At 73.9% G+C, this 23,751-nt stretch carries 23 protein-coding genes; 11 read left to right on the top strand and 12 right to left on the bottom strand.

The window, feature by feature from the left end:
• Positions 1 to 230 precede the first annotated feature (230 nt).
• Positions 231 to 1,391, top strand: a complete 1,161-nt coding sequence (locus tag EUA98_RS14395; protein ID WP_130103386.1) for an aminotransferase class V-fold PLP-dependent enzyme — start codon at positions 231 to 233, stop codon at positions 1,389 to 1,391.
• Positions 1,388 to 1,654, top strand: coding sequence for a sulfurtransferase TusA family protein (locus tag EUA98_RS14390; RefSeq protein ID WP_130103385.1), 267 nt, complete (start codon positions 1,388 to 1,390; stop codon positions 1,652 to 1,654). The genes EUA98_RS14395 and EUA98_RS14390 overlap by 4 nt, the downstream gene beginning before the upstream one ends.
• 117 nt (positions 1,655 to 1,771) lie before the next feature.
• Here EUA98_RS14390 and EUA98_RS14385 read toward each other — a convergent pair whose 3' ends face one another.
• On the bottom strand, positions 1,772 to 2,134 hold the full coding sequence (locus tag EUA98_RS14385) for a HesB/IscA family protein (protein WP_130103384.1): 363 nt from the start codon (positions 2,132 to 2,134) through the stop codon (positions 1,772 to 1,774).
• A gap of 132 nt (positions 2,135 to 2,266) precedes the next feature.
• Positions 2,267 to 3,454: a glycerate kinase family protein gene (locus EUA98_RS14380; RefSeq protein ID WP_130103383.1), complete on the bottom strand. Its 1,188-nt coding sequence runs from the start codon at positions 3,452 to 3,454 to the stop codon at positions 2,267 to 2,269.
• 121 nt (positions 3,455 to 3,575) lie between these two features.
• Between EUA98_RS14380 and nadA the strand changes: the two genes are divergently transcribed.
• From nadA to EUA98_RS14365, 3 genes are all read left to right on the top strand, one after another.
• The gene (nadA, locus tag EUA98_RS14375; RefSeq protein WP_434063501.1) at positions 3,576 to 4,784 is read left to right on the top strand and encodes a quinolinate synthase NadA; all 1,209 of its coding nucleotides are present in this window, start codon (positions 3,576 to 3,578) and stop codon (positions 4,782 to 4,784) included.
• A gap of 58 nt (positions 4,785 to 4,842) precedes the next feature.
• The gene (locus tag EUA98_RS14370) at positions 4,843 to 5,442 is read left to right on the top strand and encodes a DJ-1/PfpI family protein (RefSeq protein WP_130103381.1); all 600 of its coding nucleotides are present in this window, start codon (positions 4,843 to 4,845) and stop codon (positions 5,440 to 5,442) included.
• 185 nt (positions 5,443 to 5,627) lie between these two features.
• Positions 5,628 to 6,176 carry an acyl-CoA thioesterase gene (locus EUA98_RS14365; RefSeq protein ID WP_130103380.1) on the top strand — a complete coding sequence of 183 codons (549 nt, stop codon included), beginning with the start codon at positions 5,628 to 5,630 and terminating at the stop codon, positions 6,174 to 6,176.
• A 24-nt stretch (positions 6,177 to 6,200) separates the two neighbouring features.
• On the opposite strand, the gene EUA98_RS14360 is transcribed toward EUA98_RS14365, so the two are convergent.
• A complete protein-coding gene (locus tag EUA98_RS14360) occupies positions 6,201 to 7,583 on the bottom strand; it encodes a dipeptidase (RefSeq protein WP_130103379.1) in 1,383 nt (460 codons plus the stop codon).
• Between the two features lie 41 nt (positions 7,584 to 7,624).
• Here EUA98_RS14360 and EUA98_RS14355 point away from each other — a divergent pair, with 41 nt between their 5' ends.
• Positions 7,625 to 8,224, top strand: a complete 600-nt coding sequence (locus EUA98_RS14355; protein ID WP_130103378.1) for a DUF3043 domain-containing protein — start codon at positions 7,625 to 7,627, stop codon at positions 8,222 to 8,224.
• Positions 8,225 to 8,322: 98 nt separating this feature from the next.
• Positions 8,323 to 9,336, top strand: coding sequence for an aldo/keto reductase family protein (locus EUA98_RS14350; RefSeq protein ID WP_130103377.1), 1,014 nt, complete (start codon positions 8,323 to 8,325; stop codon positions 9,334 to 9,336).
• A gap of 73 nt (positions 9,337 to 9,409) precedes the next feature.
• Here EUA98_RS14350 and yczE read toward each other — a convergent pair whose 3' ends face one another.
• The 5 genes from yczE to EUA98_RS14320 all read right to left on the bottom strand — a co-directional run bounded on the left by yczE (position 9,410) and on the right by EUA98_RS14320 (position 12,297).
• Positions 9,410 to 10,114 carry a membrane protein YczE gene (gene yczE / locus EUA98_RS19815; protein WP_165372843.1) on the bottom strand — a complete coding sequence of 235 codons (705 nt, stop codon included), beginning with the start codon at positions 10,112 to 10,114 and terminating at the stop codon, positions 9,410 to 9,412.
• A gap of 50 nt (positions 10,115 to 10,164) precedes the next feature.
• Positions 10,165 to 10,374 carry a hypothetical protein gene (locus EUA98_RS14335; protein ID WP_130103375.1) on the bottom strand — a complete coding sequence of 70 codons (210 nt, stop codon included), beginning with the start codon at positions 10,372 to 10,374 and terminating at the stop codon, positions 10,165 to 10,167.
• Positions 10,371 to 11,429 (bottom strand): quinone-dependent dihydroorotate dehydrogenase, encoded by a 1,059-nt coding sequence (locus tag EUA98_RS14330; protein WP_130103374.1) that lies wholly within the window; start codon positions 11,427 to 11,429, stop codon positions 10,371 to 10,373. Before EUA98_RS14330 ends, EUA98_RS14335 begins: the two co-directional genes overlap by 4 nt.
• Before the next feature lie 74 nt (positions 11,430 to 11,503).
• The gene (locus tag EUA98_RS14325; RefSeq protein WP_130103373.1) at positions 11,504 to 11,941 is read right to left on the bottom strand and encodes a hypothetical protein; all 438 of its coding nucleotides are present in this window, start codon (positions 11,939 to 11,941) and stop codon (positions 11,504 to 11,506) included.
• Positions 11,938 to 12,297, bottom strand: coding sequence for a hypothetical protein (locus EUA98_RS14320; RefSeq protein WP_130103372.1), 360 nt, complete (start codon positions 12,295 to 12,297; stop codon positions 11,938 to 11,940). Before EUA98_RS14320 ends, EUA98_RS14325 begins: the two co-directional genes overlap by 4 nt.
• A gap of 102 nt (positions 12,298 to 12,399) precedes the next feature.
• Here EUA98_RS14320 and EUA98_RS14315 point away from each other — a divergent pair, with 102 nt between their 5' ends.
• Positions 12,400 to 13,899: a leucyl aminopeptidase gene (locus EUA98_RS14315; protein ID WP_130103371.1), complete on the top strand. Its 1,500-nt coding sequence runs from the start codon at positions 12,400 to 12,402 to the stop codon at positions 13,897 to 13,899.
• Positions 13,900 to 13,954: 55 nt separating this feature from the next.
• On the opposite strand, the gene EUA98_RS14310 is transcribed toward EUA98_RS14315, so the two are convergent.
• Positions 13,955 to 14,365 carry an oxidoreductase gene (locus EUA98_RS14310; RefSeq protein WP_130103370.1) on the bottom strand — a complete coding sequence of 137 codons (411 nt, stop codon included), beginning with the start codon at positions 14,363 to 14,365 and terminating at the stop codon, positions 13,955 to 13,957.
• Between the two features lie 187 nt (positions 14,366 to 14,552).
• On the opposite strand from EUA98_RS14310, the gene lpdA reads away from it, so the two are divergent.
• The 3 genes from lpdA to EUA98_RS14295 all read left to right on the top strand — a co-directional run bounded on the left by lpdA (position 14,553) and on the right by EUA98_RS14295 (position 18,750).
• Entirely contained in the window at positions 14,553 to 15,938 is a 1,386-nt protein-coding gene (gene lpdA / locus EUA98_RS14305; protein ID WP_130103369.1) for a dihydrolipoyl dehydrogenase, read from the top strand.
• 29 nt (positions 15,939 to 15,967) lie between these two features.
• Entirely contained in the window at positions 15,968 to 17,716 is a 1,749-nt protein-coding gene (sucB, locus tag EUA98_RS14300) for a 2-oxoglutarate dehydrogenase, E2 component, dihydrolipoamide succinyltransferase (protein WP_130103368.1), read from the top strand.
• Between the two features lie 113 nt (positions 17,717 to 17,829).
• Positions 17,830 to 18,750 carry a TIGR01777 family oxidoreductase gene (locus EUA98_RS14295; protein ID WP_130103367.1) on the top strand — a complete coding sequence of 307 codons (921 nt, stop codon included), beginning with the start codon at positions 17,830 to 17,832 and terminating at the stop codon, positions 18,748 to 18,750.
• Here EUA98_RS14295 and EUA98_RS14290 read toward each other — a convergent pair.
• From EUA98_RS14290 to EUA98_RS14280, 3 genes are all read right to left on the bottom strand, one after another.
• Positions 18,731 to 20,275: a protein kinase domain-containing protein gene (locus EUA98_RS14290; RefSeq protein ID WP_130103366.1), complete on the bottom strand. Its 1,545-nt coding sequence runs from the start codon at positions 20,273 to 20,275 to the stop codon at positions 18,731 to 18,733. The genes EUA98_RS14295 and EUA98_RS14290 overlap by 20 nt on opposite strands.
• Before the next feature lie 96 nt (positions 20,276 to 20,371).
• Positions 20,372 to 21,415 carry a Gfo/Idh/MocA family protein gene (locus EUA98_RS14285; protein WP_130103365.1) on the bottom strand — a complete coding sequence of 348 codons (1,044 nt, stop codon included), beginning with the start codon at positions 21,413 to 21,415 and terminating at the stop codon, positions 20,372 to 20,374.
• 21 nt (positions 21,416 to 21,436) lie between these two features.
• The gene (locus EUA98_RS14280) at positions 21,437 to 23,743 is read right to left on the bottom strand and encodes an MMPL family transporter (RefSeq protein ID WP_242511537.1); all 2,307 of its coding nucleotides are present in this window, start codon (positions 23,741 to 23,743) and stop codon (positions 21,437 to 21,439) included.
• Positions 23,744 to 23,751 lie beyond the last annotated feature (8 nt).

The following is a 23,751-nucleotide window of genomic DNA, read 5'->3' as shown; positions in this document are numbered from 1 at the left end:
TCCGTCAGCGGCCGCCGGATCACTGCACCGCTGGTGCGGGACCTTCGTCCTCGTCTCGCGCATAGTAGCGTGCATCTGGCCTCGCGCGCGGTCGGACCCGGCCTCGGTGCGACCGCCCGCCGGACCCGCCGCAGCACGTCACCCACCGGCGCGGGCACTAGCGTGCGGGGGGTGAGCAGCACAGGCACCCCACAGCCCCCAGGCACCTCCCGGCGGGTGTGACGCACGCCATGACGAACCGACGCACGTTCCTGGATGCGAGCGGCCACGCGCCGCTGCACCCGGCGGCCCGCGCGGCCTTTGACCAGGCCCTGGACGAGGGGTGGGCCGACCCTCGTCGGCTGCACACCGAGGGGCGCCGCGCCCGCGCGCTGCTCGACGGCGCGCGCGCCGCGCTGGCCGCCGCGCTCGGCGCCCGGACCGAAGAGGTGTTCCTGTCCGGCTCGCACACCGCGTCGCTGCACGCGGCGGTCCGCGGCATCGCCCGGGGTCGACGGCGGGTGGGCCGCGATGTGGTGGTGTCCGCGGTCGAACGGGCCGCCGTCCTGGCCGCCGCCGAGTTCGTCGCCGCCGGTGCGCCGGGTGCGGCCCCGGGCCGCCGGGTGATCGTCGGGGTCGACGGCCTCGGCCGGGTCGACGTCGCGGCCATGGCCGACGCCGTCGCCGCACCGGGCGTGGCGCTCGCCGCGCTGCAGGTGGCCAACGGTGAGGTCGGGACGCTGCAACCGGTCCCCGCGGTCGCGGCGGCGGCCCGCCGCGCCGGGGTACCGCTGCTCGTCGACGCGGGCGCCGCCGTCGGGCACGTCGCGATCCCCGACGACTGGGACGTGCTCGCCGCCGATCCCGGCGACTGGGGCGGCCTCGGCGGGCTGGGCGTGCTCGTGGTGCGCTCGCGCGTGCGCTGGTCGCCGGACTGGCCGGCGGACGAGGACGCGTGGTTCCCCGGCGGGGTGAGCGTGCCGGCCGCCCTGGCCGCCGCGGTGGCGCTCGAGCACGCCGTCGCCGAGCGGGCCGCCGCGGACACCCATCGCCGCGGGCTCGTCGACCGCATCCGGCGCACGGTGGCGGCGACGGTGCCCGACGTCGAGGTCGTCGGCGACCCCACCGACCGGCTCCCCCACGTCGTCACGTTCTCCTGCCTGTTCGTCGACGGCGAGGCGCTCACCGGTGAGCTGGACCGGCAGGGTTTCGCCGTCGGCTCCGGCTCGGCGTGCACGTCGAGCGCGCTGGAGCCGAGCCACGTGCTGGCCGCGATGGGAGTGCTGACCCACGGCAACGTGCGGCTCACGCTGCCCGTCGGCGTGCGCGACGACGACGTCGACCGGTTCCTCGCGGTGCTGCCGGCTGCGGTCGCCCGGGTCCGCGACGTGCTCGGGGTGCGCGACCTGTGACCGGCGCCGAGCCCGTCGTCGTCGATGCGCGGCACCTGCGCTGCCCGCTGCCCGTCATCGAGCTGGCCAAGGCGGCCCGCGACGCTCCCGGCGGCACCGTCCTGACCGTGCTCACCACCGATCCGGCGGCCCGGCACGACGTGCCTGCGTGGGCCCGGCTGCGGGGCCATGCGCTCGTGTCGATCGAGACCGTATCGGGAAGCGACCGCGTCGCGATGACCGACGGCGACGTCCTCGCCATCACGGTCCGCACGAGCGGCTGAGACGCAGCAGAGCCCCGCGGTGTCCGTCCGGACGCTGCGGGGCTCTGCTGTCAGCGTGTCGTGGCTGTCAGAGTGTCGTGCCGTCGAGATGTGGTGCTGTCGGAGCGGGGCGAACGATCAGCCGAACGAGCCGCCGCACGCGCACGAGCTGCCGGCGTTCGGGTTGTCGATCGTGAAGCCCTGCTTCTCGATCGTGTCGGCGAAGTCGATCGTCGCGCCGTCGAGGTACGGCACGCTCATGCGGTCGACGACAACCTCGACGCCGTCGTAGTCGCGCAGCGCGTCGCCGTCGAGCACGCGCTCGTCGAAGTACAGCTGGTAGATCAGGCCGGAACATCCGCCGGGCTGCACGGCGACGCGCAGGCGCAGGTCGTCGCGACCCTCCTGCTCCAGCAGGCTGCGGATCTTGGCCGCGGCCACATCGCTGAGCTTGACGCCGTGCGTCGCGGTCTCGGTGGTGGTCTCAGTGGTTTCGCTCATCATCACTCCGAAGGTCTCGACGGTCCCCAGGACGCGATCTCCCGAGAAGCTCGTTAACGGGTCAACAGCACGTGCTCGCCCGGTTGTTCCCGTTCAGGGTACGTCGACTTCGCCGCGCACCCCAGTAGGTCGTCAGTGCGACCAGGTCCGGGCGACCCGCCGGGCCCGGTCGGACAGGGTGCCGGCCGGGTCGGCGAGCGACGCGACGAGCTGCTCGGGGGTGTCGGCCACCGCGTAGGCCCCGGCGATCCCGGCGCCCGCCCACTCGCGGCGACCCACCTCGACCTGTCCGGCGATCACGACCGTCGGCACCCCGGCCGCGAGCGCGGCGTGCGCGACGGCGGCGACCACCTTGCCGTGCAGGGACTGCCAGTCGAGCCGCCCCTCCCCCGTTACCACCAGGTCCGCGGCCGCGATCCGCGCGCCGAGCCCCACGACGTCGGCCACGAGGCCCGAGCCGGACACGATCCGCGCACCGAGCAGGGCGAGGGCGAACCCCAGCCCCCCGGCCGCGCCCGCACCCGGCAACCCCGTCAGGCGCGCCGCGGGCGACGCGGTCCGGGACGACGCGAGCAGGTCGGGTCGGACCGCATCCGGACCGAGCCCGGCGACCGCGGCGTGCGCGAAGTGCCCGAGCGCGCGCTCGAGCTCCTGCGCCTGCTCGGGCGTGGCGCCCTTCTGCGGGGCGAATCCGGCACTCGCGCCGTGCAGGCCGAGCAGCGGCACATCGACGTCGGTGGCGACCACCAGCTCGACCCCCGACAGCGAGGCACGCAGCTCGGCGAGCCCGGTCAGGTCGGTCGGCGCCACGAGCCCGAGCGTCCCGCCGCCGCGGGTCAGGATCCCGTCCGGGGCACCGACCCCGAGGGCCGCGAGCATCCCCGCGCCGGCGTCGTTGGTCGCCGAGCCGCCGAGCCCGACCACGATCCGTCGTGCGCCGGTGTCGAGCGCCACCCGGAGCAGCTGGCCGACGCCGTACGTCGTGGTCACCGTCGGATCGCGTCGCTCGGGCGCCACCAGGGCGAGCCCGGCGGCCTGGGCGCTCTCGAGGTAGGCGGTGCGCACCGCGTCGGGTCCGTCCACGACCAGCACGGCCGCCGGGACGTCGTCGTGCACCGGCGAGCGCACGGTGGCGGCCAGCAGCGTGCCGCCGAGGCTGGCGTGCACCGTGTCGAGGAACCCGGGCCCGCCGTCGGCCAGCGGGCACAGGTCGACGACGTCCTGCGGGGCCGCGCGGAACCAACCGTCCCGCAGCGCCGCAGCGGCCTCGGTGGCGGTCAGGGTTCCGCCGAAGCAGTCGGGGGCGATCACAACGCGCATGCGTTGGATCCTGGCACAGGCCCACGCCGGGCCCGGACCGCGCCCCACGGCGCGCACCTCGGGTGCGGCCGGGACGAACTGGTCGTCGCAGCATCGATCGTCGGAAGACGGTTGTGGGAAGATTGATGCCGTGAGCACCACCGCCACCAGTCCTTTCACCGAGCCCGCGCCGTCGGCCCTGCTGCTGCTCGGGCGCGGGGTCGACCTCGCCTCCGAACGCGGCGTGGAGTGCGTGGGCGCACTGCCGGCCGCGAGCGACCCCGACCTCGTGCAGCGGGCCCGGGCCGCCCGCGCCGCGCTGGGCAGCCGGGTCTTCGTGCTCGGCCACCACTACCAGCGGGACGAGGTGGTCGACTTCGCCGACGTCACCGGCGACTCGTTCAAGCTCGCCCGCGAGGCCGCCGCCCGCCCCGAGGCGGAGTTCATCATCTTCTGCGGCGTCCACTTCATGGCCGAGTCGGCCGACATCCTCACCACGGACGACCAGCAGGTGCTGCTCCCGGACCTGGCCGCCGGCTGCTCGATGGCCGACATGGCCGCGATCCACCAGGTCGAGGACGCGTGGGACGTGCTGGCCGACGCCGGCATCGCCGAGGCGACCGTGCCCGTCACCTACATGAACTCCTCGGCGGCGATCAAGGCGTTCACCGGCCGCCACGGCGGGACGGTGTGCACGTCGTCGAACGCGCACGTCGCGCTGAAGTGGGCGTTCGACAAGGTCGGCGGCGTGGACGGCACCGGCAAGGTCCTGTTCATGCCCGACCAGCACCTCGGTCGCAACACCGCCGTCCGCGAGCTCGGGCTGTCGCTCGAGGACTGCGTCGTGTTCGACCCCCGCAAGCCGAACGGCGGACTCACCGCGGACCAGCTGGCCGCCGCCCGGATGATCCTGTGGCGCGGGCACTGCTCCGTGCACGGCCGGTTCTCCGTGCGCAACGTGCTCGACATCCGCGCCGCCGTCCCGGACGTGAACGTGCTGGTGCACCCGGAGTGCACGAACGAGGTCGTCGAGGCCGCGGACTTCGTCGGCTCGACGGAGTACATCATCAAGCAGCTCGACGCCGCCGAGCCCGGGTCCGCCTGGGCCCTGGGCACCGAGCTGAACCTCGTGCGCCGCCTCGCGCTCGCCCACCCGGACAAGCGGGTGCACTACCTGGACTCGACCGTCTGCTTCTGCTCCACCATGAACCGGATCGACCTGCCGCACCTCGTCTGGACGATGGAGTCGCTCCTCGCCGGACGCACGGTGAACCGCATCGTCGTCGACCCCGACGATGCGCACTGGGCCAAGGTGGCCCTCGATCAGATGCTCGCGCTGCCCGGACACTGACCCGGCTGTCCAGATGCGGCGGGCCGGGAGGCACGCCGGCACAGGAGGAGAGACCCCGATGAGTACCGGCAGCCCGTTGCGGGTGGGCATCTTCGTGTTCGACGATGCGGAGGAGCTCGACGTCGTCGGGCCCTACGAGGTGCTGGCAGCGTGGGCCGCCCTGTCCGAGCTGAGACCCGAGGTCCTGACCTTCTCCACCGACGGCTCGGGCGTACGGCTGGCCAAGGGGTTGCGGATCGTGCCCGACCGCGCGGCCGACGACGTCGTCCCGCTGCACGTGCTGGTCTATCCCGGCGGCGGCGGGACCCGGGTCCTGGCCAAGGACTCCGAGCACCTCGACTGGGTCCGGTCGATCCGCGCCGAGACCCCGCTCGTGACCAGCGTCTGCACCGGCGCGCTCGTGCTCGCGGCGGCCGGGCTGCTCGCCGGCCGGCCCGCGACCACCCACTGGGGGGCGTTCGACGAGCTCGCCGCGATCGAGCCGAGCGTGCTGCCCGACACCGAGGCGCGGTTCGTCGACGACGGCGACGTGATCACCGCCGCCGGGGTGTCCGCCGGCATCGACATGGCCCTGCACCTGGTCGCCCGGTTGGAGAGCCGCGAGGTGGCCGCCCAGGTGCGACGCGCGATCCAGTACGACCCGTCGCCCCCCGTCTGACCGCCGCCCGCCCGTCTGCCCCGTCTGACCGTCGCCCGCCGGTGCGCACAGCCGCGCGGGTGACGCGTGGTGCTGGTGCGACGCGCGGGACGTCCCTCCCGCCACTTCCGTCACTGCCGCCCCACGCGCGGCTGCCCGCACCGTTCTGTGCCCCGGCGGCGGGCGCGCATGGCACGATCGCGCACATGAATCGCCTGCTGCGCCTCGCCTGGATCGTCGCTCGCGCCCGACTCGACGCACGGCGGGCGGGCTGGCAGGCGGACTCGCCGTTCGTCCCGCGCCGCACGGCGCTGCGCGTGCTGCCCAACGACCTCGACCTGCTGCGGCACATGAACAACGGCGTCTACCTGTCACTGATGGACCTCGGCCGGGTGGACATGATGCTCCGGACCGGCGTGCACGCGGCGGTGTCCGCGCAGGGGTGGTACCCGGTCGTGGTCGGCGAGTCCATCCGCTTCCGGCGCTCGCTGCAGCTGTGGGAGCGGTTCGAGATCGAGACCCGCGTCCTGGGCTGGGACGACCGGGTGGTCTACCTCGAGCAGGTCTTCGAGCGCCGCCGTCCCTCCGGGGACGTCGAGGTGGTGGCCGAGGCGATCGTCGCGGCCCGCTTCCTCGCCCGGACCGGCGGCGGGGTCCCGGCGCCCGACGTCGCGGAGTCGTTCGGCGCGGACCGCGTCAGCCCCGAGCTCCCCGACGAGGTCAGCACCTGGTCCCGCGCGATCCGCCTCACCTGACCTGGTCCGGCGCGCCGGGTGGCCTCAGCTCTCGGCCAGCTTCGTCAGGAGGAGAGCCTCCGCCAGGATCACCTTCTCGAGCTCGCCGAGGTGGACGGACTCGTTCGCGCCGTGCGCGCGCGAGTCCGGGTCCTCGACGCCGGTCACGAGGATGGCGGCGTCCGGGAAGGCCTCGAGCAGGTCGGCGATGAACGGGATCGAACCGCCGATGCCGATGTCGACGGGTGCGGTGCCCCAGGCCTGCTCGAAGGCCCAGCGCGCGGCCCGCATCGCTTCGGAGTCTGCCGGCGCCTTGAACGGGCGGCCGAGCTCACCGGGTGTCACGGTCACCCGGGCACCGAACGGCGCGTGCTCCACCAGGTGGGCGCGCAGCGCGTCGTAGGCCGCGGCCGGGTCCTGTCCCGGGGCGATCCGCAGCGACAGCTTCGCGGTCGCCCGCGGGACGACGGTGTTGGACGACAGCGCGATGCTCGGCGCGTCGATGCCGATGACGGCCAGCGCCGGGCGGGTCCAGAGCCGCGCGGTGAGCGGTCCCGTCCCGGCCAGATGGGCGCCGTCGATCAGATGGGCGTCGGCCCGCAGCTCGGCCTCGTCGTAGTCGACCACCGGGTCCGGGGCGCTGACGAGGCCCGCGACGGCGACGTCCCCGGCGTCGTCGTGCAGGGTGGTGATCAGGCGAGACAGCAGCGTGAGGGCATCGAGCACCGGGCCGCCGAACATCCCGGAGTGCACCGCGTGGTCCAGGACGGCGACCTCGACCGAGAGGTCCACGAGCCCGCGCAGGGAGGTGGTCAGGCCGGGGACGCCGACCTTCCAGTTGGCCGAGTCGGCGACGACGATCACGTCGGCGGCGAGCAGGTCGGCGTACTTCGCCAGGAAGGCGCCGAACGACGGCGACCCGACCTCCTCCTCCCCCTCGACGAACACCGTCACGCCGACCCCGAGCTCGTCGGCCAGCACCCGCAGGGCACCGACGTGCGCGATCACGCCGGCCTTGTCGTCCGCCGCGCCGCGCCCGTAGAGGCGCCCGTCGCGCTCGGTGGGCTCGAACGGCACGGTGTCCCAGCCCTCGTCGGCGCCCGGGGGCTGCACGTCGTGGTGCGCGTAGAGCAGGACGGTGGGGGCCCCGGCCGGAGCGGGCCGGCGAGCGATCACCGCGGGGGCGCCGGGACGGCCGTCCGGGCGGTCGGCCTGCAGGACCTGGACCTCGGGCAGACCGACGCCGCGCAGGAGCTCGGCGACGGCTGCGGCGCTCGCGGCCACGTGCGCCTGGTCGAACGCGCCGCTCGAGACGCTCGGGATCCGGACGAGGGCCTCCAGATCGGCGCGCAGCCCCGGGAAGGCGGCCGCGACGCGTGGGCGCAGGAGTTCGGTGGGGTCCGTGGGGGTCGTGCTCGGCTCGGTCACGAGCGACCACGCTACCCCCGGGCCTCGACTATCCTGGGGGCGTGCTCTTCCGTAGCAAGTCGAACTCTGCCCAGCCGACCGTCCCCGAGGACGATGCGGCCGCTAGCCGTACCGTCCAGGCGGGCAAGGGCCACCCGACCCCGAAGCGCAAGACCTCCGAGGCGCTGAACAAGCGCCCCCTGGTCCCGGCCGACCGCAAGGCTGCTGGCAAGACGGCCCGCGTCGCTGCCCGCGCCCAGCGGGATCGCGAGTACCAGGCGATGCAGACCGGCGACGAGAAGTACCTGCCGGCCAAGGACAAGGGGCCGGTCCGCCGCTACGTGCGCGACCACGTCGACGCCCGCTGGAACCTCGGCGAGTTCTTCCTGCCGATCGCGATGGTCTTCGTCGTGATGACGTTCGCGTTCGCGACCAACGCGGCCGTGTCGACGGTCGTGGTGCTCACCCTGTACGTCGTGGTGCTGGTCACAGTGATCGACGCGTTCGTCATGTGGCGCGGGCTCAAGAAGCGGATCCTCACGAAGTTCGGGGCCGACACCTATCTCAAGGGCCTGGCGATGTACGCCGTCATGCGCGGGTTCCAGATCCGCCGGGCACGCCTGCCGAAGCCGCAGGTCAAGCACGGCGAGTACCCGGTCTGACCCGCTCGGTTCGCTGACGGCGGCGGGGCGACCCGACCGCAGCGCGGCGCGGCGGAGCCCGGCGCAAGCGTGTCGGACCCAGGTCGTAGGGTCGAGCCATGGTTAACCATCGCTACCTTGGCAACTCCGGTCTGAAGATCTCCGAGATCACCTACGGCAACTGGCTCACGCACGGCTCGCAGGTGGAGAACGACGCCGCGAAGGCGTGCGTGCGCGCCGCGCTCGACGTCGGCATCACGAGCTTCGACACCGCGGACGTCTACGCGAACACCGCGGCGGAAACCGTGCTCGGCGAGGCGCTGGCGGGGGTGCGCCGCGAGTCGACCGAGATCTTCACCAAGGTGTACTGGCCGACCGGCCCCGGCGGCCCGAACGACTGCGGGCTGTCGCGCAAGCACATCATGGAGTCGATCGACGGCTCGCTGCGGCGCCTGCGGACCGACTACGTGGACCTGTACCAGGCCCACCGGTACGACACCGAGACCCCGCTCGCCGAGACGATGCAGGCGTTCGCCGACATCGTCCGGCAGGGCAAGGCGCTCTACATCGGCGTCAGCGAATGGACGGCCGACCAGATCCGCGCGGGCCACGCGTTGAGCAAGGAGCTCGGGTTCCAGCTCATCTCCAGCCAGCCGCAGTACTCGATGCTGTGGCGCGTGATCGAGCCCGAGGTCGTCCCGACGTCACGCGAGCTCGGCATGTCTCAGATCGTGTGGTCGCCCGTCGCCCAGGGCGTGCTCACCGGCAAGTACGTGCCCGGTCAGCCGCTGCCGGCCGGTTCGCGTGCGACCGACGAGAAGGGCGGCGCGAACATGATCAAGCGGTTCATGAACGACGACGTCCTGGCCCGGGTGCAGGGCCTGCGCCCGATCGCCGCGGAGCTCGACCTGTCCCTCGCGCAGCTCGCGGTGGCGTGGGTGCTGCAGAACGACAACGTCGCGGCGGCCCTGATCGGCGCCTCCCGGCCGGAGCAGGTCGTCGAGAACGCGAAGGCGTCGGGCGTGACGATCCCGGCGGAGCTGCTGGCCCGCATCGACGAGGTGCTCGGCGACGCCGTCGTGCGCGATGCGGCCATGACCGCGCGCACCGCGCCGCAGACCCGCCCGGTCTGAGGCTCACGCGCCGGCGCGCTGGTCCGGAGAGTCCTGCGACTCCCGGACCAGCGCGGCCGGGAGCGGGCGGTGCTCAGCGAGGGGTCGAGGTCGGGGTCGGGGTCGGGGTCGGGGTCGGGGTCGGGGTCGCCCGGAGGGTGAAGCGCGGCAGCAGGACGTGGACGATCGGGCCGATCGCGAGGGCGTAGCCGACCGTGCCCCAGCCGACCGTCCCGCCGAGCGCCCACCCGAGCGCTACGACGACCACCTCGATGACGACCCGGACGACCCGCACCGGCCGTCCGGTGCGGGCCACGAGCCCGGTCATCAGCCCGTCCCGCGGCCCGGGTCCCATCCGCGCCCCGATGTACAGCGCGGTGGCCAGGCCGTTGAGCACGATCCCCGACACCGTCATCGCCGCCGCTGCCGGCCACGCGAGGTCGGGCAGCCGGGCGAGCAGCGCGAGGAACGGGTCGACCAGCAGCCCGATGACCAGGACGTTCGCCACGGTTCCGAAGCCGGGGCGCTGGCGCAGCGGGATCCAGCACGCGAGCACGACCAGGCTCAGCGCGATCGTCACCGTCCCGAAGCTCCAGCCGAGCTGGCGCGAGACGCCCTGGCTCAGCACGTCCCACGGCATGCTGCCCAGCGCGGCGTGCACGATCAGCGAGATCGACACCGCGTACAGCACGAGTCCCGCGAACAGCTGCGCGCCCCGACGCGGCACGCCCGCCGGGCGCGGCACGGCGGCGCGGGCGACCGGAACCGGCGCACCGGTCCCGGCCGGCGCACCGGTCACAACCGGCGCACCGTCAGTCGTCGCCACAGGTTCCGGGGGGTTCGCCGGGCTCACGGGATCCGGAGGGTGACGGGCGCCGCGGCCTGGACGCCGTCGTGCAGGAGGCGCGCGACGGCGGCGGACTGCTTGGCGAGGTCGCGCCAGTTCTCCCCCAGCCACTGCTCGGCGTCGAACTGGTTGCCGAACACGGGGCTGATCGGGCGGTCGAGACGCACGCCGGCTGCGTCCTCGAGCGCCCACTCCCACTGCGCGCGGATCATGCCGTCACCGGATCGGTGCGCTGCGCGCCGTCGGCTGCGAGCGCCCGGTTGATCCGTGCGGCCCAGAACGGCCCGCGGTAGATGAACCCGGTGTAGCCCTGCACCAGCGTGGCGCCGACCGCGAGGTACTCGCGCGCGTCGGCCGGCGTCGAGATGCCGCCGACGCCGATGATCACCGGCGCGGGCCCGAGCCGGGTCCGCAGCCGGGCCACGACGTCGAGCCCGCGCTCGAAGACCGGCGGGCCCGACAGCCCGCCCTCGCCGTAGCTGTGCGCGATCGTCGTGTTCACCGCCACCACACCGTCCAGGCCCAGCTCGGTCGCGAGGTCGGCGATCGCGTCGATGTCGTCGTCGGACAGGTCGGGAGCGATCTTGACGAGCAGCGGGACGCGGACGCCGGACCCGCGGGGCGACGGCGCGGCGTCGGCCGCGGCCCGGACCGCCACGAGGATCGGGCGCAGCGCATCGACCGACTGCAGGTCGCGCAGGCCGGGGGTGTTCGGGGACGAGACGTTGACGACCAGGTAGTCCGCGTATGGGGCGAGGAGTCCCGCGCTCGTCGCGTAGTCGGCGGCGGCGTCGGCCGCGGGCGTCACCTTGGTCTTGCCGATGTTGACCCCGACGACGAGCGCCCGCCCGGCTGGGGTGGCCCGCAGGCGACGCAGCCGGGCGGCGACCGCCGCGGCGCCCTCGTTGTTGAAGCCCATCCGGTTGCGGATCGCACGCTCGTCGAGCACCCGCCACAGCCGCGGCTTAGGGTTCCCGGGCTGCCCGTGCGCGGTGATCGTGCCGACCTCGACGAAGCCGAACCCGAGCATCGTCAGCCCGCGGACCGCGACGGCGTTCTTGTCGAAGCCCGCCGCGACGCCGAACGGCGCCGGGAAGTCGATCCCCAACGCGCGTACGCGGGCGCCCGCACCCGGCGCGAGCGCGCGGCGCAGGACGGCGGCGAGCGGCGGCACGGCGGCCGCGGCCCGGATGGCCCGGAAGCCGATCTCATGCGCGCGCTCGGGGTCCATCCGACGGAAGACGAGGTTGAAGAGAAGGGGGTACACGCCGCCCAACTTAGCCGTCGCGGGCAGGGATCGGGGGCCTGCGTTCACCACTGCGCGGGTCGCGCCCGCACGGGTCACGCCGGCTCGAAGGTCGACCGCGCGGGTTCCGTCGGCCGCGGCCGCGTGTGCCGGAGCCAGAGCAGGCCGAGCAGCGGCAGCACGAGCGGCACGTAGCCGTACCCCTGCCCGAACGCCGACCAGACGGTGGCACGCGGGAAGGCGGCCGGGTCCGCGAGCGAGAACGCGCCGACCACGAGCACCCCGACCAGCTCGACGCTGACGGCCGCGGTCGCGACGACGCGCCAGCCCCGGGCCAGGGCGAGGGTCGCCACGACGTACACGACGGCGGCCAGCCCCGACAGCGCGTACGCGAGCGGGGCCTCGTGCCAGTCCCGCACGAGCTGCACCCCCGCCCGCGCGCTGGCGGCGAGTGCGAACACGGCATAGACGGCCACGAGCACGCGCCCCGGCCCCCGCGCCGTCGATGCGGCCGTCGCGCTCGGCGCGCTCATGCCGCGCCCCAGATCTGGAGCAGCCGCCACTGGAGGAACGCGACAGTCACTGCCGCGACCACCAGCACCACCGAGCTCCAGCGGGTCCGCTCGGCGAACGCCCAGGCGGCGGCGATCGGCAGGACGATCAGGGAGCACGCGACATACCCCCAGAACGTCACGGCGTCGTGGACCTGCGTCCCGGAGACGGCGACGACGATCGCGACCACCGCCTGGACGAGGAGGGCACCCTCGACCACGGCCGCACCCCACAGCTGACGGAGCACGACGGCGCGGTCACGCACCGCGAAGACCCCGGCCCACGCCGCCAGCGCGAGCGCGAGGATCACGACGGTGAGCGCGAGGGGGATGACCACGGTCCACAGGCTAGTGGCGGCACCCGCGCGACAGCCGCCGTCCGGTGGTGACGCCCACCACGCACCCATGGCAGCCGCGCGCCGGGCGACTACCATCGAGAGGTGCCACTGACCCTGACTGCCAAAGACCCCGCCCGCCTCGCTGCCGACGCCCTCGTCGTCGCGACGGCCACCACCGACGACGGCGTCGTGCTCGTGTCCGCCGACGCGCTGCCCGCCGCGCTGCGCAACCACATCCTGCGGGCGGCGGTGACCCTCGGCATCACGGGAGCCGCCGACGAGGTCCGCAAGGTCCCGACCGCCGGCGAGATCGCCGCGCCCGTGCTCGTCCTGACGGGTCTGGGCGCCAAGACCGACCGCTACTCCGCCGAGACCCTGCGCCGCGCGGCCGGTGCCGCCACGCGCGAGCTCGCCGGTGCGGAGTCGGTCGCGCTGGCCCTGCCGGCCGACGACGTCGAGCTGCTCGCGGCCGTGGTGGAGGGCGCCCTGCTCGGGGCCTACTCCTACACGCGCTACCGCGACGCGAAGGCGGCCGCCAAGTCCGCCCCGCCCACCGCGCTCGAGATCGTCACCCCGCTCGTGCGCGAGGGTGCGGCCAAGGCCGCGGTCGCCCGCGCCGAGGCGATCGCCGCCGCGGTCCACGCCACGCGCGACCTGATCAACGCCGCGCCGAACGACCTGTTCCCGGAGGCCTTCGCCGACCTGGCCAAGGCCGCGGCCAAGGGCACCAGCGTCAAGGTCACCGTGCTCGACGAGAAGGCGCTCGCGGCCGGCGGGTACGGCGGCATCCTCGCCGTCGGGCAGGGTTCGGCCCGCGGACCGCGCCTGGTGAAGCTCAGCTACGCCCCCTCGCGTCCGTCGGCGAAGGTCGCGCTGGTCGGCAAGGGCATCACGTTCGACTCGGGCGGCATCTCGATCAAGCCCGCGGCCGGCATGGAGGCGATGAAGTCGGACATGTCCGGTGCCGCCGCCGTGCTGCACACCGTGATCGCAGCGGCCCGGCTCGAGCTGCCCGTCGCCGTGACCGGCTGGCTCTGCATCGCGGAGAACATGCCGTCGGGCTCGGCCCAGCGGCCGTCGGACGTCATCACCATCCGCGGCGGCAAGACCGTGGAGGTCCTCAACACCGACGCCGAGGGCCGCCTGGTCCTGGCCGATGGCCTGGTGGCCGCCGTCGAGGAGAAGCCCGACGTCGTGCTCGACATCGCGACGCTCACCGGCGCCCAGATGGTCGCCCTCGGCAATCGCGTGTCCGCGGTGATGGGCACCGACGACGTGCGCGCCGAGGTCATCGACGCCGCGGGCGTCGCCGGCGAGCAGTTCTGGCCGATGCCGCTGCCCGAGGACCTGCGCCCGGGGCTGAACTCGAAGTTCGCCGATCTGGCCAACATCAGCGACCGGTGGGGCGGGATGCTCACCGCCGGGCTCTTCCTGAAGGAGTTCGTCGGATCGACGCCGTGGGCCCACCTCGACATCGCCGGCCCCGCGTACAACGAGAAGGCCGCGCACGGCTACACGTCCGTGGGTGGCACCGGAGTCGGTGTCCGGACGATGCTCGCGGTCATCGAGGCGCGCGCGGCGAAGGTCGCAGCGAAGAAGTAGTCCGAGCGGGCACGCCGCCCCGCGAGGGGCGACGTCGCGAGAAGCCGAGTCGCCGCTAGAAGCCGGTGCGACCGACGTCGCCGGGATCCGCCCGCACGGGCTGTGAACCCGGCGACGTCCTCGCCTGTCGGGCGCGCTTGGCGAGGATGCGTTGGCGGCTGCTCCAGTCGCGCATCCGCTGCGGGTAGCCCGTGCGGTGCACGTCGTAGATCGGGATGCCCAGGTCGTGCGCGAGGGAGTGCGCGGCGCGGGCGTCAGGCACCTTGCGCCTGGTCCACTCCCCCGAGGTCGCGATCAGCATGAGCGTCATCGGCGTCGAGCTCGTGACGGGTTCGAGATAGGCCTCGACGCCGACCTGGGTGCGGACGAACTCCCGGAAATGGTCGACGGTGGCCTGTTGCGCCTCGCGCGCCGACGGCTGAGCGGTCGCGTCAGAGGTGCGCTGACGTCGGAAGAACAGAGCCATCGGCCCAGAATAGCGGCCGTGCCTGGGCGAACGCTGAAGGTTCCGAGCGCCGGTCAAGTCATGGGATGAATGTTCTGAGGCTCACACATACTCGACCCCCATCCGGTTAGGGGCAAGGCCCGGGCGGTGACAGGATGGGCCGCGAGTATTCGAAAGAACCCCACAGCCTGCGCCGGAGGAGTGACACGTGGCCGACACGAACGGCACCGTTTTTGACATCGTGGTCCTGGGCGGAGGCAGCGGCGGGTACGCCACCGCGCTGCGCGGCGCAGAACTCGGCCTGAGCGTGGCCCTGGTCGAGGGAGGCAAGCTCGGCGGGACCTGCCTGCACAACGGCTGCATCCCGACCAAGGCGCTGCTGCACGCGGCCGAGCTCGCCGACAACGCCCGCGAGGGTGCCCACGTCGGGGTGCACACCACCCTCGACCGGATCGACATGACCGGCGTGAACGCGTACAAGGACGGCGTCGTCGCCCGGCTCTACAAGGGCCTGCAGGGACTCGTGAAGTCGCGCAAGGTCACCGTCTTCGAGGGCTGGGGCAAGCTCGTCGCCCCCGACGCCGTCGAGGTCAACGGTGAGCGCATCACCGGCCGGAACATCGTGCTCGGCACCGGCTCCTACGCCCGGTCGCTCCCCGGTCTCGAGATCGGCGGGCGGGTCATCACGTCCGACCAGGCGCTGCAGCTCGACTACGTGCCGAAGTCCGTGGTCGTGCTCGGTGGCGGCGTGATCGGCTCGGAGTTCGCGAGCGTCTGGAAGTCCTTCGGGACGGACGTCACGATCATCGAGGCGCTCCCCCACCTCGTCCCGAACGAGGACCTCGCGCTGTGCAAGGCGTTCGAGCGGGCGTTCCGCAAGCGCGGCATCAACTTCAACCTCGGGGTCCGCTTCGCGGGCGTCACGCAGGACGACGCCGGCGTGCACGTCTCGCTCGAGGACGGCAAGACGTTCGACGCCGAGCTGCTGCTCGTCGCCGTCGGCCGCGGACCGAGCACGGCCGGTCTCGGGTACGAGGACCAGGGTCTGACCCTCGACCGCGGCTTCGTCATCACCAACGAGCGCCTGCACACCGGTGTCGGCAACATCTACGCCGTCGGCGACATCGTGCCCGGCCTGCAGCTCGCGCACCGCGGGTTCGCGCAGGGCATCTTCGTCGCCGAGGAGATCGCGGGCCTGGCGCCCGTGTCCATCCTCGAGTCCGGCATCCCGCGCGTCACCTACTCCGACCCCGAGGTCGCCTCGGTGGGTCTGACCGAGGCCAAGGCCAAGGAGATCCACGGGGACGACGCCGTCGAGGTGCTCGAGTACAACCTGGGCGGCAACGGCAAGAGCCAGATCCTGGGCACGACAGGTTTCGTCAAGCTGGTCCGCCAGAAGGACGGCCCCGTCATCGGGGTGCACATGATCGGCGCCCGCGTCGGTGAGCTCATCGGCGAAGGCCAGCTCATCGTGAACTGGGAGGCGTACCCGGAAGACGTCGCCAGCCTGGTGCACGCCCACCCGACCCAGAACGAAGCGCTCGGCGAGGCCTTCCTGGCCCTGGCCGGCAAGCCGCTGCACGCCCACAACTGACCCCACGATCGAAGGAGACACGAGCGGTCATGGCTGACTCCGTGCAGATGCCGGCGCTCGGTGAGAGCGTCACCGAGGGAACCGTTACCCGTTGGCTCAAGGCGATCGGGGACACCGTCGCCATCGACGAGCCCCTGCTCGAGGTGTCGACCGACAAGGTCGACACCGAGATCCCGTCGCCCTTCGCGGGCGTGCTCGAGCAGATCCTCGTCCAGGAGGACGAGACCGTCGCGGTCGGCACCGCGCTCGCCGTGATCGGCACCGGCGCGGCCGTGGCCGACGGCGGCGCCCCCGCCGCGCAGGCAGCACCGCCCGTCGAGCAGGCACCGCCTGCCGCCGCCGAGCCGGCCGCCGTCGCGCCCGAGCCCGTGGCACCGCCGCAGGCTGCTCCCGCCCCGGCCGCCGCCGCCCCGTCCGACGGCGTCCAGGTGACGATGCCGGCACTCGGCGAGTCCGTGACCGAGGGCACCGTCACCCGGTGGCTCAAGGCCGTCGGCGACGACGTCGCGGTCGACGAGCCGCTGCTCGAGGTGTCCACGGACAAGGTCGACACCGAGATCCCGTCGCCGTTCGCGGGCACGCTCCAGCAGATCCTCGTGCAGGAGGACGAGACCGTCGCGGTCGGCACCGCCCTTGCGGTGCTCGGCGCGGGCGCCGCACCGGTGGCAGCTCCCGCTTCCGTGGCGCCGGCCCCCGTGGCCGCTCCCGCTCCGGTCGCGGCTCCCGCCCCCGTTGCTGCTCCGGCCGCCGCACCGGCCCCGGTCGCGGCTCCCGCCCCGGCACCCGTGGCAACCCCGGCGCAGCACGTCGCTCCGTCGGCCCCGGCCGCCGCCGCGACGGTGTCCGGCAGCTACCTCACCCCGCTCGTGCGCAAGCTCGCCGCGGAGAAGCGCGTCGACCTGGCCACGATCACCGGCACCGGCGTCGGAGGGCGCGTCCGCAAGGAGGACGTCCTTGAGGCCGCTGCCAAGGCCGAGGCCGCCGCCGCTGCTGCTGCTGCCACCCCGGCACCCGCCGCCGCCACGGCCCCGGCGAAGGCCGCGCCCGTGGCCGTCTCCCCGCTGCGAGGCACGACCGAGAAGATGTCGCGGCTGCGCAAGCTGGTCGCCGACCGGCTCGTCGAGTCCCTGCAGACCTCGGCCCAGCTCACGACCGTCGTCGAGGTGGACGTGTCCAAGGTGGCCCGCCTGCGGGCCAGGGCCAAGACGGACTTCCGGGCGCGCGAGGGCGTGAACCTCACGTTCCTCCCGTTCTTCGCCCTGGCCGCCGTCGAGACGCTCAAGACCTACCCGAAGATCAACGCGAGCATCGACGGCAGCCAGATCATCTACCACGGCTCCGAGAACCTCGGCATCGCGGTCGACACCGAGCGCGGCCTGGTCGTGCCCGTCATCAAGGACGCCGGCGACCTCAACCTCGCCGGGATCGCCCGGAAGATCGCCGACCTCGCCGCGCGCACCCGCGTGAACAAGGTGGGTCCGGACGACCTCACGGGTGGCACGTTCACGATCACCAACACCGGTTCGGGCGGCGCGCTGATCGACACGCCGATCGTCGCGCTCCCGCAGGTGGCCATCCTCGGCACCGGCACGATCGTCAAGCGCCCGGTCATCGCCAAGGATGCGGACGGGTCCGACATCATCGCGATCCGGTCGATGGTCTACCTGTCGCTGTCGTACGACCACCGCCTGATCGACGGTGCCGACGCCGCGCGATACCTCACCGCGGTCAAGAACCGTCTCGAGGAAGGGGCGTTCGAGTCCGAAGTCGGGCTCTGACCCCTCGCCTGCTCGCCCAGCGTCCCTGACGCCGCCCGTCCGCGTTCCCCGGTCCGTTCGACCGGCGGGGCGCGGACGGTCGTCGTCCGCGGCCCGAACCCAAGGTGCCCACCATGCAGGTCGTCGTCGCAGGATCGTCCGGGCTGATCGGCAACGCGCTGGTCACGGAGCTCACGCGCGGCGGGCATGACGTCCGCCGGCTCGTGCGGCGCGCGCCGTCGGGTCCGACCGAGATCGCCTGGGATCCCGACGCGGGTCGTCTCGACCCCCGCGACCTCGCCGGCACCGACGCCGTGATCAATCTCGCCGGGGCAGGCGTCGCGGACCACCGGCTCACGGACAAGTACAAGCGGGTCGTGCTCACCTCCCGCACCCGCACGACGTCGTTGCTCTCGAGCACGATCGCGGGGATGGACACGCCGCCGTCGGTGCTGCTGCAGGCCTCGGGAATCGGTGCGTACGGCACCTATGCGGACCGTGGCGACGAGGTGCTGGACGAGACCTCGGCGCTCGGGGACACCTTCTTCGCCGGGATCGTGCGGGCATGGGAAGGCGCGGCCTCCCCGGCCGAGGACGCAGGGATCCGGGTCGCGCACCTCCGCTCCGGCATCGTGATGGCGCCCTCCGGCGGAGCGCTCGGGCGGCTCCTGCCCATCGTCCGCCTGGGCGTCGGTGGGCCGCTCGGCTCCGGCCGCCAGTACTGGAGCTGGATCTCCCTGGTCGACGAGGTCCGCGCGATCGTGCACCTGCTGCAGGCGCCGGTGGCGGGTCCGGTGAACCTCACCACCCCGCACCCGGCGACCAACGCCGAGCTCACGAGCGCTCTCGCGCGGGCGGCCCACCGTCCCGCCGTGATCAAGGTGCCCGCATTCGCTGTGCGGCTGGTCCTCGGGGAGTTCGCCCAGGAGGTCCTCGGCTCCGTCCGCGCCCTGCCCACCGCCCTGGTCGACAGCGGCTTCACCTGGACCCACCCCGATGTGCCCGACGTCGCCGCCTGGGTGACGGGCCGCGGAGTCACCCCCCGGTCCCGCTGACCCCATCCACCGGCGCGCCGGTCGGCGAACCGGCGACCTGGACGACCCGCCAGCCCGCCGAGGTCCACGCCATGGTCAGCACGACGGTGCGCGCCGGCTGGGCAGGGATCTCCGCAGCGACCGTGCCGTCGGCGGCGACGCGACGGTGCGCCGTCAGCGCCGAGCTCACCTCGACCCTGGCCTCGGTGAGCGGCTCCCCCACGCCGGCGTCGACCAGCCGCACCGAGGCGACCTCGGCCGACAGGCCACGGATGCGTTGCCCGGCAGCACGCACGCCGGCGAGCATGGCCAGGTCGGCGCGCTGCGCGTCGGAGCCGACGACCTCGACCTCGGCCAGGGCGTCCGGGTCGTCGGCGGCGAGCAGCACGGCCCGCCGCTCGGTGAGCGCCTTGGCTGCGGCGACAGGATCGGCCGGGCCCGACGAGACGCGCCGACCATCGGCCGGGCCCGCGGCCCCGCTCGGGTCGACTCCCCCCGACGGGGTTGGTGCTGCGGTCCGCGCGTCGGCACTCCCGACGGCGGGGCCGCGCGCGATGAGCGCGACCACGACCGCGGCGCAGGTGAGGACGGCCCCGGCGGCCACCAGCGCCTGGACCGCACCCGGCCCCCGCCGGGCGGCGCGGTGCCGGGAACCCGCGGGCCGGATCGTGACCGCCGAGCGGGGACCACGCTCGCCCGCCAGCCGCGCGAGCGTGGTCCGAGCAAGGACGGCGGCGTCGGGCAGGGCCAGCGGCTCAGGAGCCACCGCGGCGTAGCACCGGTCCGCGAGGTCGGCGGCGGACGGCCGACGCCCCGGGTCCGCGGCGCAGGCCCGCTCGATCAGGCTCCGCAGGCCCGGGTGACCGCCCGGGGCGAGCCCCGCGAGCGCGACCCGGGCCAGGGCGTGCACGTCCGCGCCCGGGCCCGGCCGGTGGCCGCGCTCGACCTCGGGAGCCGCGAACGCCGGCGTGCCGCGCCCGTCCCGGGTTCCGGCCTGCCCGGTGAGGGCGCCGAGCAGGTCGACGAGCACGGGCCGCCCGTCTGGGCGCACCACGACGTTGGCCGGCGAGACGTCCCCGTGGACGAGGCCGGCGTCGTGCAGCGCGGCGAGCGCCTGCGCGAGGGGGACGACGAGCGTGACGACCTCGCCGTCGGCCAGCGGCGGCCGCGCGGCGAGCAGCGTCGCCAGGTTCACACCGGGGACCTCCGCGAGCAGCACCGCCCACTGCGCGGCCTGCGGGGAACCAGCGGGCGGCGGGAGGTCGGCACCGGCACCGTCGATCGGGACGACGTCGACGATCTCCGCGAGGTGGTCATGGGTGAGGGCGCGCAGCGTGACCAGTCGCCGGCGCAGCTCCGTCCCGCCCGAGCCGGCCGGCACGGTGAGCACCGTGGCCACGACCCGGGTCCCGGCCGACGAGCCACCGGCGTGCCCGACCGCCGCCCAGGCCGGCCCGTGCGAGCCGACCCCGACCGGCCCACCCACGCGGTACCCGGCGGCGCGCAGCGCGGCGGCCAGGTCGGGCGGCACCAGGTCGGTCTCCATCCGCCCATCGAACCGTCCGCCCGGGTGCCGACCGGGGTTGTCCACAGCGTCAGTGCGCTGCGCCTGCGCGGCCTCCCCCGACGGCCACGGGGGCCGTCAGCCGAGCTGGACCACCCGCTGCTCGCGCGCGCTGACGACGGCGGCCTCGAGCACCCGGGCGGTGCGAACGGCGTCCTGCGGGTCGACCGGGACGGGTCCGCCGGCGAGGATCCAGCGCCCGGCCGCGCGGTAGAAGTCGACATGCCCACCGCTCACCCGCGGGACGGCTACCCGGTCCGATCCGTGCACCAACCAGCCCTCGTGACCCTCGGACCCGCCCGGCGCGGCCTCGTCGAGCTCCGCGAAGGGGGTCGGCTCCCCCTCGAAGGACGTCACCAGGTACGCCCCCGCGCTGCCGAGCACCCGGGTGCGCGGGCCGGGTGCTCCGGTCAGCCCACCCGCCCACAGGTGGCTGACGACGCCGCCCGGGTGCTGCAGCGCGAGGAAGACGTCGTCGGGGGTCGGGGTCGTCAACGCACGGATCTCCGCATAGACGCTGGTCGCGGGGCCGAAGAGCTGGACCGCCGAGTCGACCAGGTGCGCCCCGAGGTCGAGCAGGAGCCCGCCCGCGATGGGGTCGTTCTCCCGCCAACGGTCCTTGGGGACCGGGCGCCACCGCTCCCAGCGGCGCTCGAACCGGTGCACCGTGCCGAGCGTGCCGTCCGCGAGCAGCGCACGCAGGGTGAGCTGCTCGGAGTCCCACCGGCGGTTCTGGAACACCGTCAGCGGCACGCCGGCGGCCGTGGCGGCCGCCACCACGGCCTGCGCCCCGGCCGAGTCCGGCGCCAGGGGTTTGTCGATGACCAGGGGCAGACCCGCCGCGATCACGGCGAGGGCGTTCTCGACGTGGTTCCCGGTCGGGCTCGCGATGACGACGAGATCGAGGTCGCCGCCCAGCTCGACCAGCGCCGCCACGCTGGGCACGAGGACGACGCCAGGCCAGTCGGCCTGCGCGGCGGCCGCGCGCTCGGTGTTGCGAACCGCGACGTGGGTGACGACGTGCCCCGCCGCGCGCAGCAGCCGGGCATGGATCCCCCGTCCGGCATCGCCGTACCCGATCAACCCGACGCGGAGCCGCTGGCCTGCACCTTGCTCACTCATGCGGACACCCTAATCACCCGGTCAGCGCAGGGTGCGCGCGAACTCCTCACCCTCCGGCTCCGGGGCACCGTCGGCGTGCACCCGGGGCGCCTCGTGGCGGAGCCTGCTCGGCCACCAGATCCGCGGGCCGATGTCGTGCACGAGGGCGGGGACGAGCAGGCTGCGCACCACCAGCGTGTCGATCAGGACCCCGATCGACACGATCAGCGCGAGCTGGGCGAGGAACAGCAGCGGGATGATGCCCAGGGCGGCGAACGTCGCGGCGAGCACGACACCGGCGGACGTGATCACCCCGCCCGTCACCGCGAGCCCCCGCACCACGCCCTCGCGCGTCCCGTAGAGCACCGACTCCTCCCGCACGCGAGTCATCAGGAAGATCGAGTAGTCGACGCCGAGCGCGATCAGGAACGTGAAGGCGTACAGCGGGACCGACGGATCGGCGCTCGGGAAGCCGACCACGTGGTTGAACACGATGGCCGAGATCCCCAGGGCGGCGGCGAACGACAGCACGTTCGCCGCGATGAGGAGCAGCGCCGCGAGCACGGACCGCAGCAGCAGGCCGAGGATGAGCAGGATGACGAGCAGCACGACCGGCACGATCACCTTGAGGTCCCGCGTGCTCGCGTTCTGGGTGTCGAGCGACTCCGCGCTGGCGCCGCCGACGAGGGCGTCGGGGGACGCCGCGTGCACCGCGTCACGGACCGCTTCGATGGTGCCCACCGCGGCCAGCGAGTCGGCCGAGGCGGTCGTGACGACGTCGACGCGCACGTTGCCGTCCACGACCAGCGGCGGCGCCGCAACGGCGCTCGGCGGCCCCGTCTGCGGACCGGTGTAGACCGAGACCGAGTCCACCCCGTCGACGCCCTGCGCGGCGGCCACGACCGCGTCGGCGTCGCCCTGCGGGGTGATGACGACGGCGGGCTGGACCGCGCCCGCCGGGAAGTGCTCGGCGAGCTCCTTCTGACCGGACACGGCGTCGACCTTGGTGAGGAAGATGTCGGTCTGGCTGGTGCCGCTCGCCTGGAGGGTGGGCAGGAACGCCGCACCTGCCAGCAGGGCCAGCGCGGTGACGACCCAGACGCGGCGCGGGTGGCGGCCGACGAACCCGGCCAGCCGGCCCCAGCCGCCGGACAGGATCTCGGCGGTGGACAGCGTCCCCGGGACGGTGGCGTGCGTGCCGGCGTCGACCTGGCGCGGCACCCGGGGCCAGAACAGCGCCCGCGAGCGCTTGCCGAGGACGAGCAGGAACGCGGGGAGCAGGGTCATGACCGCCACGAAGGCCGCGACGATGCCGAGCGACCCGACGGGCCCGAGGGCCTTGTTCGAGCCGAGGTCCGAGAGGGTGAGGCACAGCAGCCCGGCGATCACAGTCCCCGCGCTGGCGGCGATCGGGGCCACCGAGACCCGCATCGCACGCGCCATGGCCACGAACGGGCTCTCGACGTGCCGCAGCTCCTCGCGGTAGCGGGCCACGAGCAGCAGCGCGTAGTCGACCGAGGCGCCGACCACGAGGATCGACAGGATCCCCTGCGTCTGCCCGTTGAGGGTGATGAGGTCGTTCTTCGCGAGGTGGTAGACGACGAGCGAGGCGGCCGAGAGCGCGAACACCGCCGTGAAGATGACGAGGAACGGCAGGAACGGCGAGCGGTAGACCACCACGAGGATGACGAGGACCGCCCCCAGCGCCACGAGCAGGAGGGTGACGTCGATCCCGCCGAAGGCGGTCACGAGGTCGGCGACGAACCCGGCCGGTCCGGTGACCCACGCGTTGAGCCCGACCGCACCGACCGACTCGGACGTGGCCCCCAGGTCGGAGCTCAGCGCGTCCCGCAGCGATCCGACCACCCCGCCCACGACGCTCGAGTCGTCCGCGAGCGATTCCTCGGCGGCGGGGCCGTCCAGCGAGAGCGGCACGAGCAGCGCGGCGCCGTCCTCGGAGGGCACGACGACGGGGTCGGCCGTGAGCACGTCGCCGATCGTGGCGGGGTCCCCGGCCGCCGGGTCTGCGCCGGTGATCGGGAGCGCCGGGATGCCGGCGGCGAAGTCCTCGACCGCGGCGAGCTGCTCCGGCGAGATGGCACCACCCTCGGGCGCGGTGAGCACCACGAGCGCGGGTAAAGTCTCTGAGTCGACGAAGGCCCGATTGAGCTCGGCGGCTCGAGTCGACTCCGCGGACGCAGGCAGGAACGAGGCAGCGTCGTTGCTCTGCACCTCGGAGAGCTTTCCCTGGGCCATGCCACCGATCGCGCCGACCCCCAGCCAGACGGCGATCAGCAGCACGATGACAAGGGCCCGGAGCGCGGCGGCAGATCTGGAATTACTCAGCATGCTGAGTA

It is taken from the genome of Pengzhenrongella frigida (assembly GCF_004168625.1).
Taxonomy (GTDB): Bacteria; Actinomycetota; Actinomycetes; order Actinomycetales; family Cellulomonadaceae; genus Pengzhenrongella; species Pengzhenrongella frigida.
The sequence above is the reverse complement of the archived record's forward strand: the minus strand, read 5'-3'. Positions and strand labels throughout refer to the sequence as shown.

Excerpts from the sequence above, each read along its gene's own strand:
- EUA98_RS14395 (WP_130103386.1), top strand. The coding sequence starts at position 231 with ATGACGAACCGACGCACGTTCCTGGATGCGAGCGGCCACGCGCCGCTG.
- EUA98_RS14385 (WP_130103384.1), bottom strand. The coding sequence starts at position 2,134 with ATGAGCGAAACCACTGAGACCACCACCGAGACCGCGACGCACGGCGTC.
- EUA98_RS14380 (WP_130103383.1), bottom strand. The coding sequence starts at position 3,454 with ATGCGCGTTGTGATCGCCCCCGACTGCTTCGGCGGAACCCTGACCGCC.
- EUA98_RS14370 (WP_130103381.1), top strand. The coding sequence starts at position 4,843 with ATGAGTACCGGCAGCCCGTTGCGGGTGGGCATCTTCGTGTTCGACGAT.
- EUA98_RS14365 (WP_130103380.1), top strand. The coding sequence starts at position 5,628 with ATGAATCGCCTGCTGCGCCTCGCCTGGATCGTCGCTCGCGCCCGACTC.
- EUA98_RS14350 (WP_130103377.1), top strand. The coding sequence starts at position 8,323 with ATGGTTAACCATCGCTACCTTGGCAACTCCGGTCTGAAGATCTCCGAG.
- EUA98_RS14335 (WP_130103375.1), bottom strand. The coding sequence starts at position 10,374 with ATGATCCGCGCGCAGTGGGAGTGGGCGCTCGAGGACGCAGCCGGCGTG.
- EUA98_RS14325 (WP_130103373.1), bottom strand. The coding sequence starts at position 11,941 with ATGAGCGCGCCGAGCGCGACGGCCGCATCGACGGCGCGGGGGCCGGGG.
- EUA98_RS14310 (WP_130103370.1), bottom strand. The coding sequence starts at position 14,365 with ATGGCTCTGTTCTTCCGACGTCAGCGCACCTCTGACGCGACCGCTCAG.
- sucB (WP_130103368.1), top strand. The coding sequence starts at position 15,968 with ATGGCTGACTCCGTGCAGATGCCGGCGCTCGGTGAGAGCGTCACCGAG.
- EUA98_RS14295 (WP_130103367.1), top strand. The coding sequence starts at position 17,830 with ATGCAGGTCGTCGTCGCAGGATCGTCCGGGCTGATCGGCAACGCGCTG.
- EUA98_RS14290 (WP_130103366.1), bottom strand. The coding sequence starts at position 20,275 with ATGGAGACCGACCTGGTGCCGCCCGACCTGGCCGCCGCGCTGCGCGCC.
- EUA98_RS14285 (WP_130103365.1), bottom strand. The coding sequence starts at position 21,415 with ATGAGTGAGCAAGGTGCAGGCCAGCGGCTCCGCGTCGGGTTGATCGGG.
- EUA98_RS14280 (WP_242511537.1), bottom strand. The coding sequence starts at position 23,743 with ATGCTGAGTAATTCCAGATCTGCCGCCGCGCTCCGGGCCCTTGTCATC.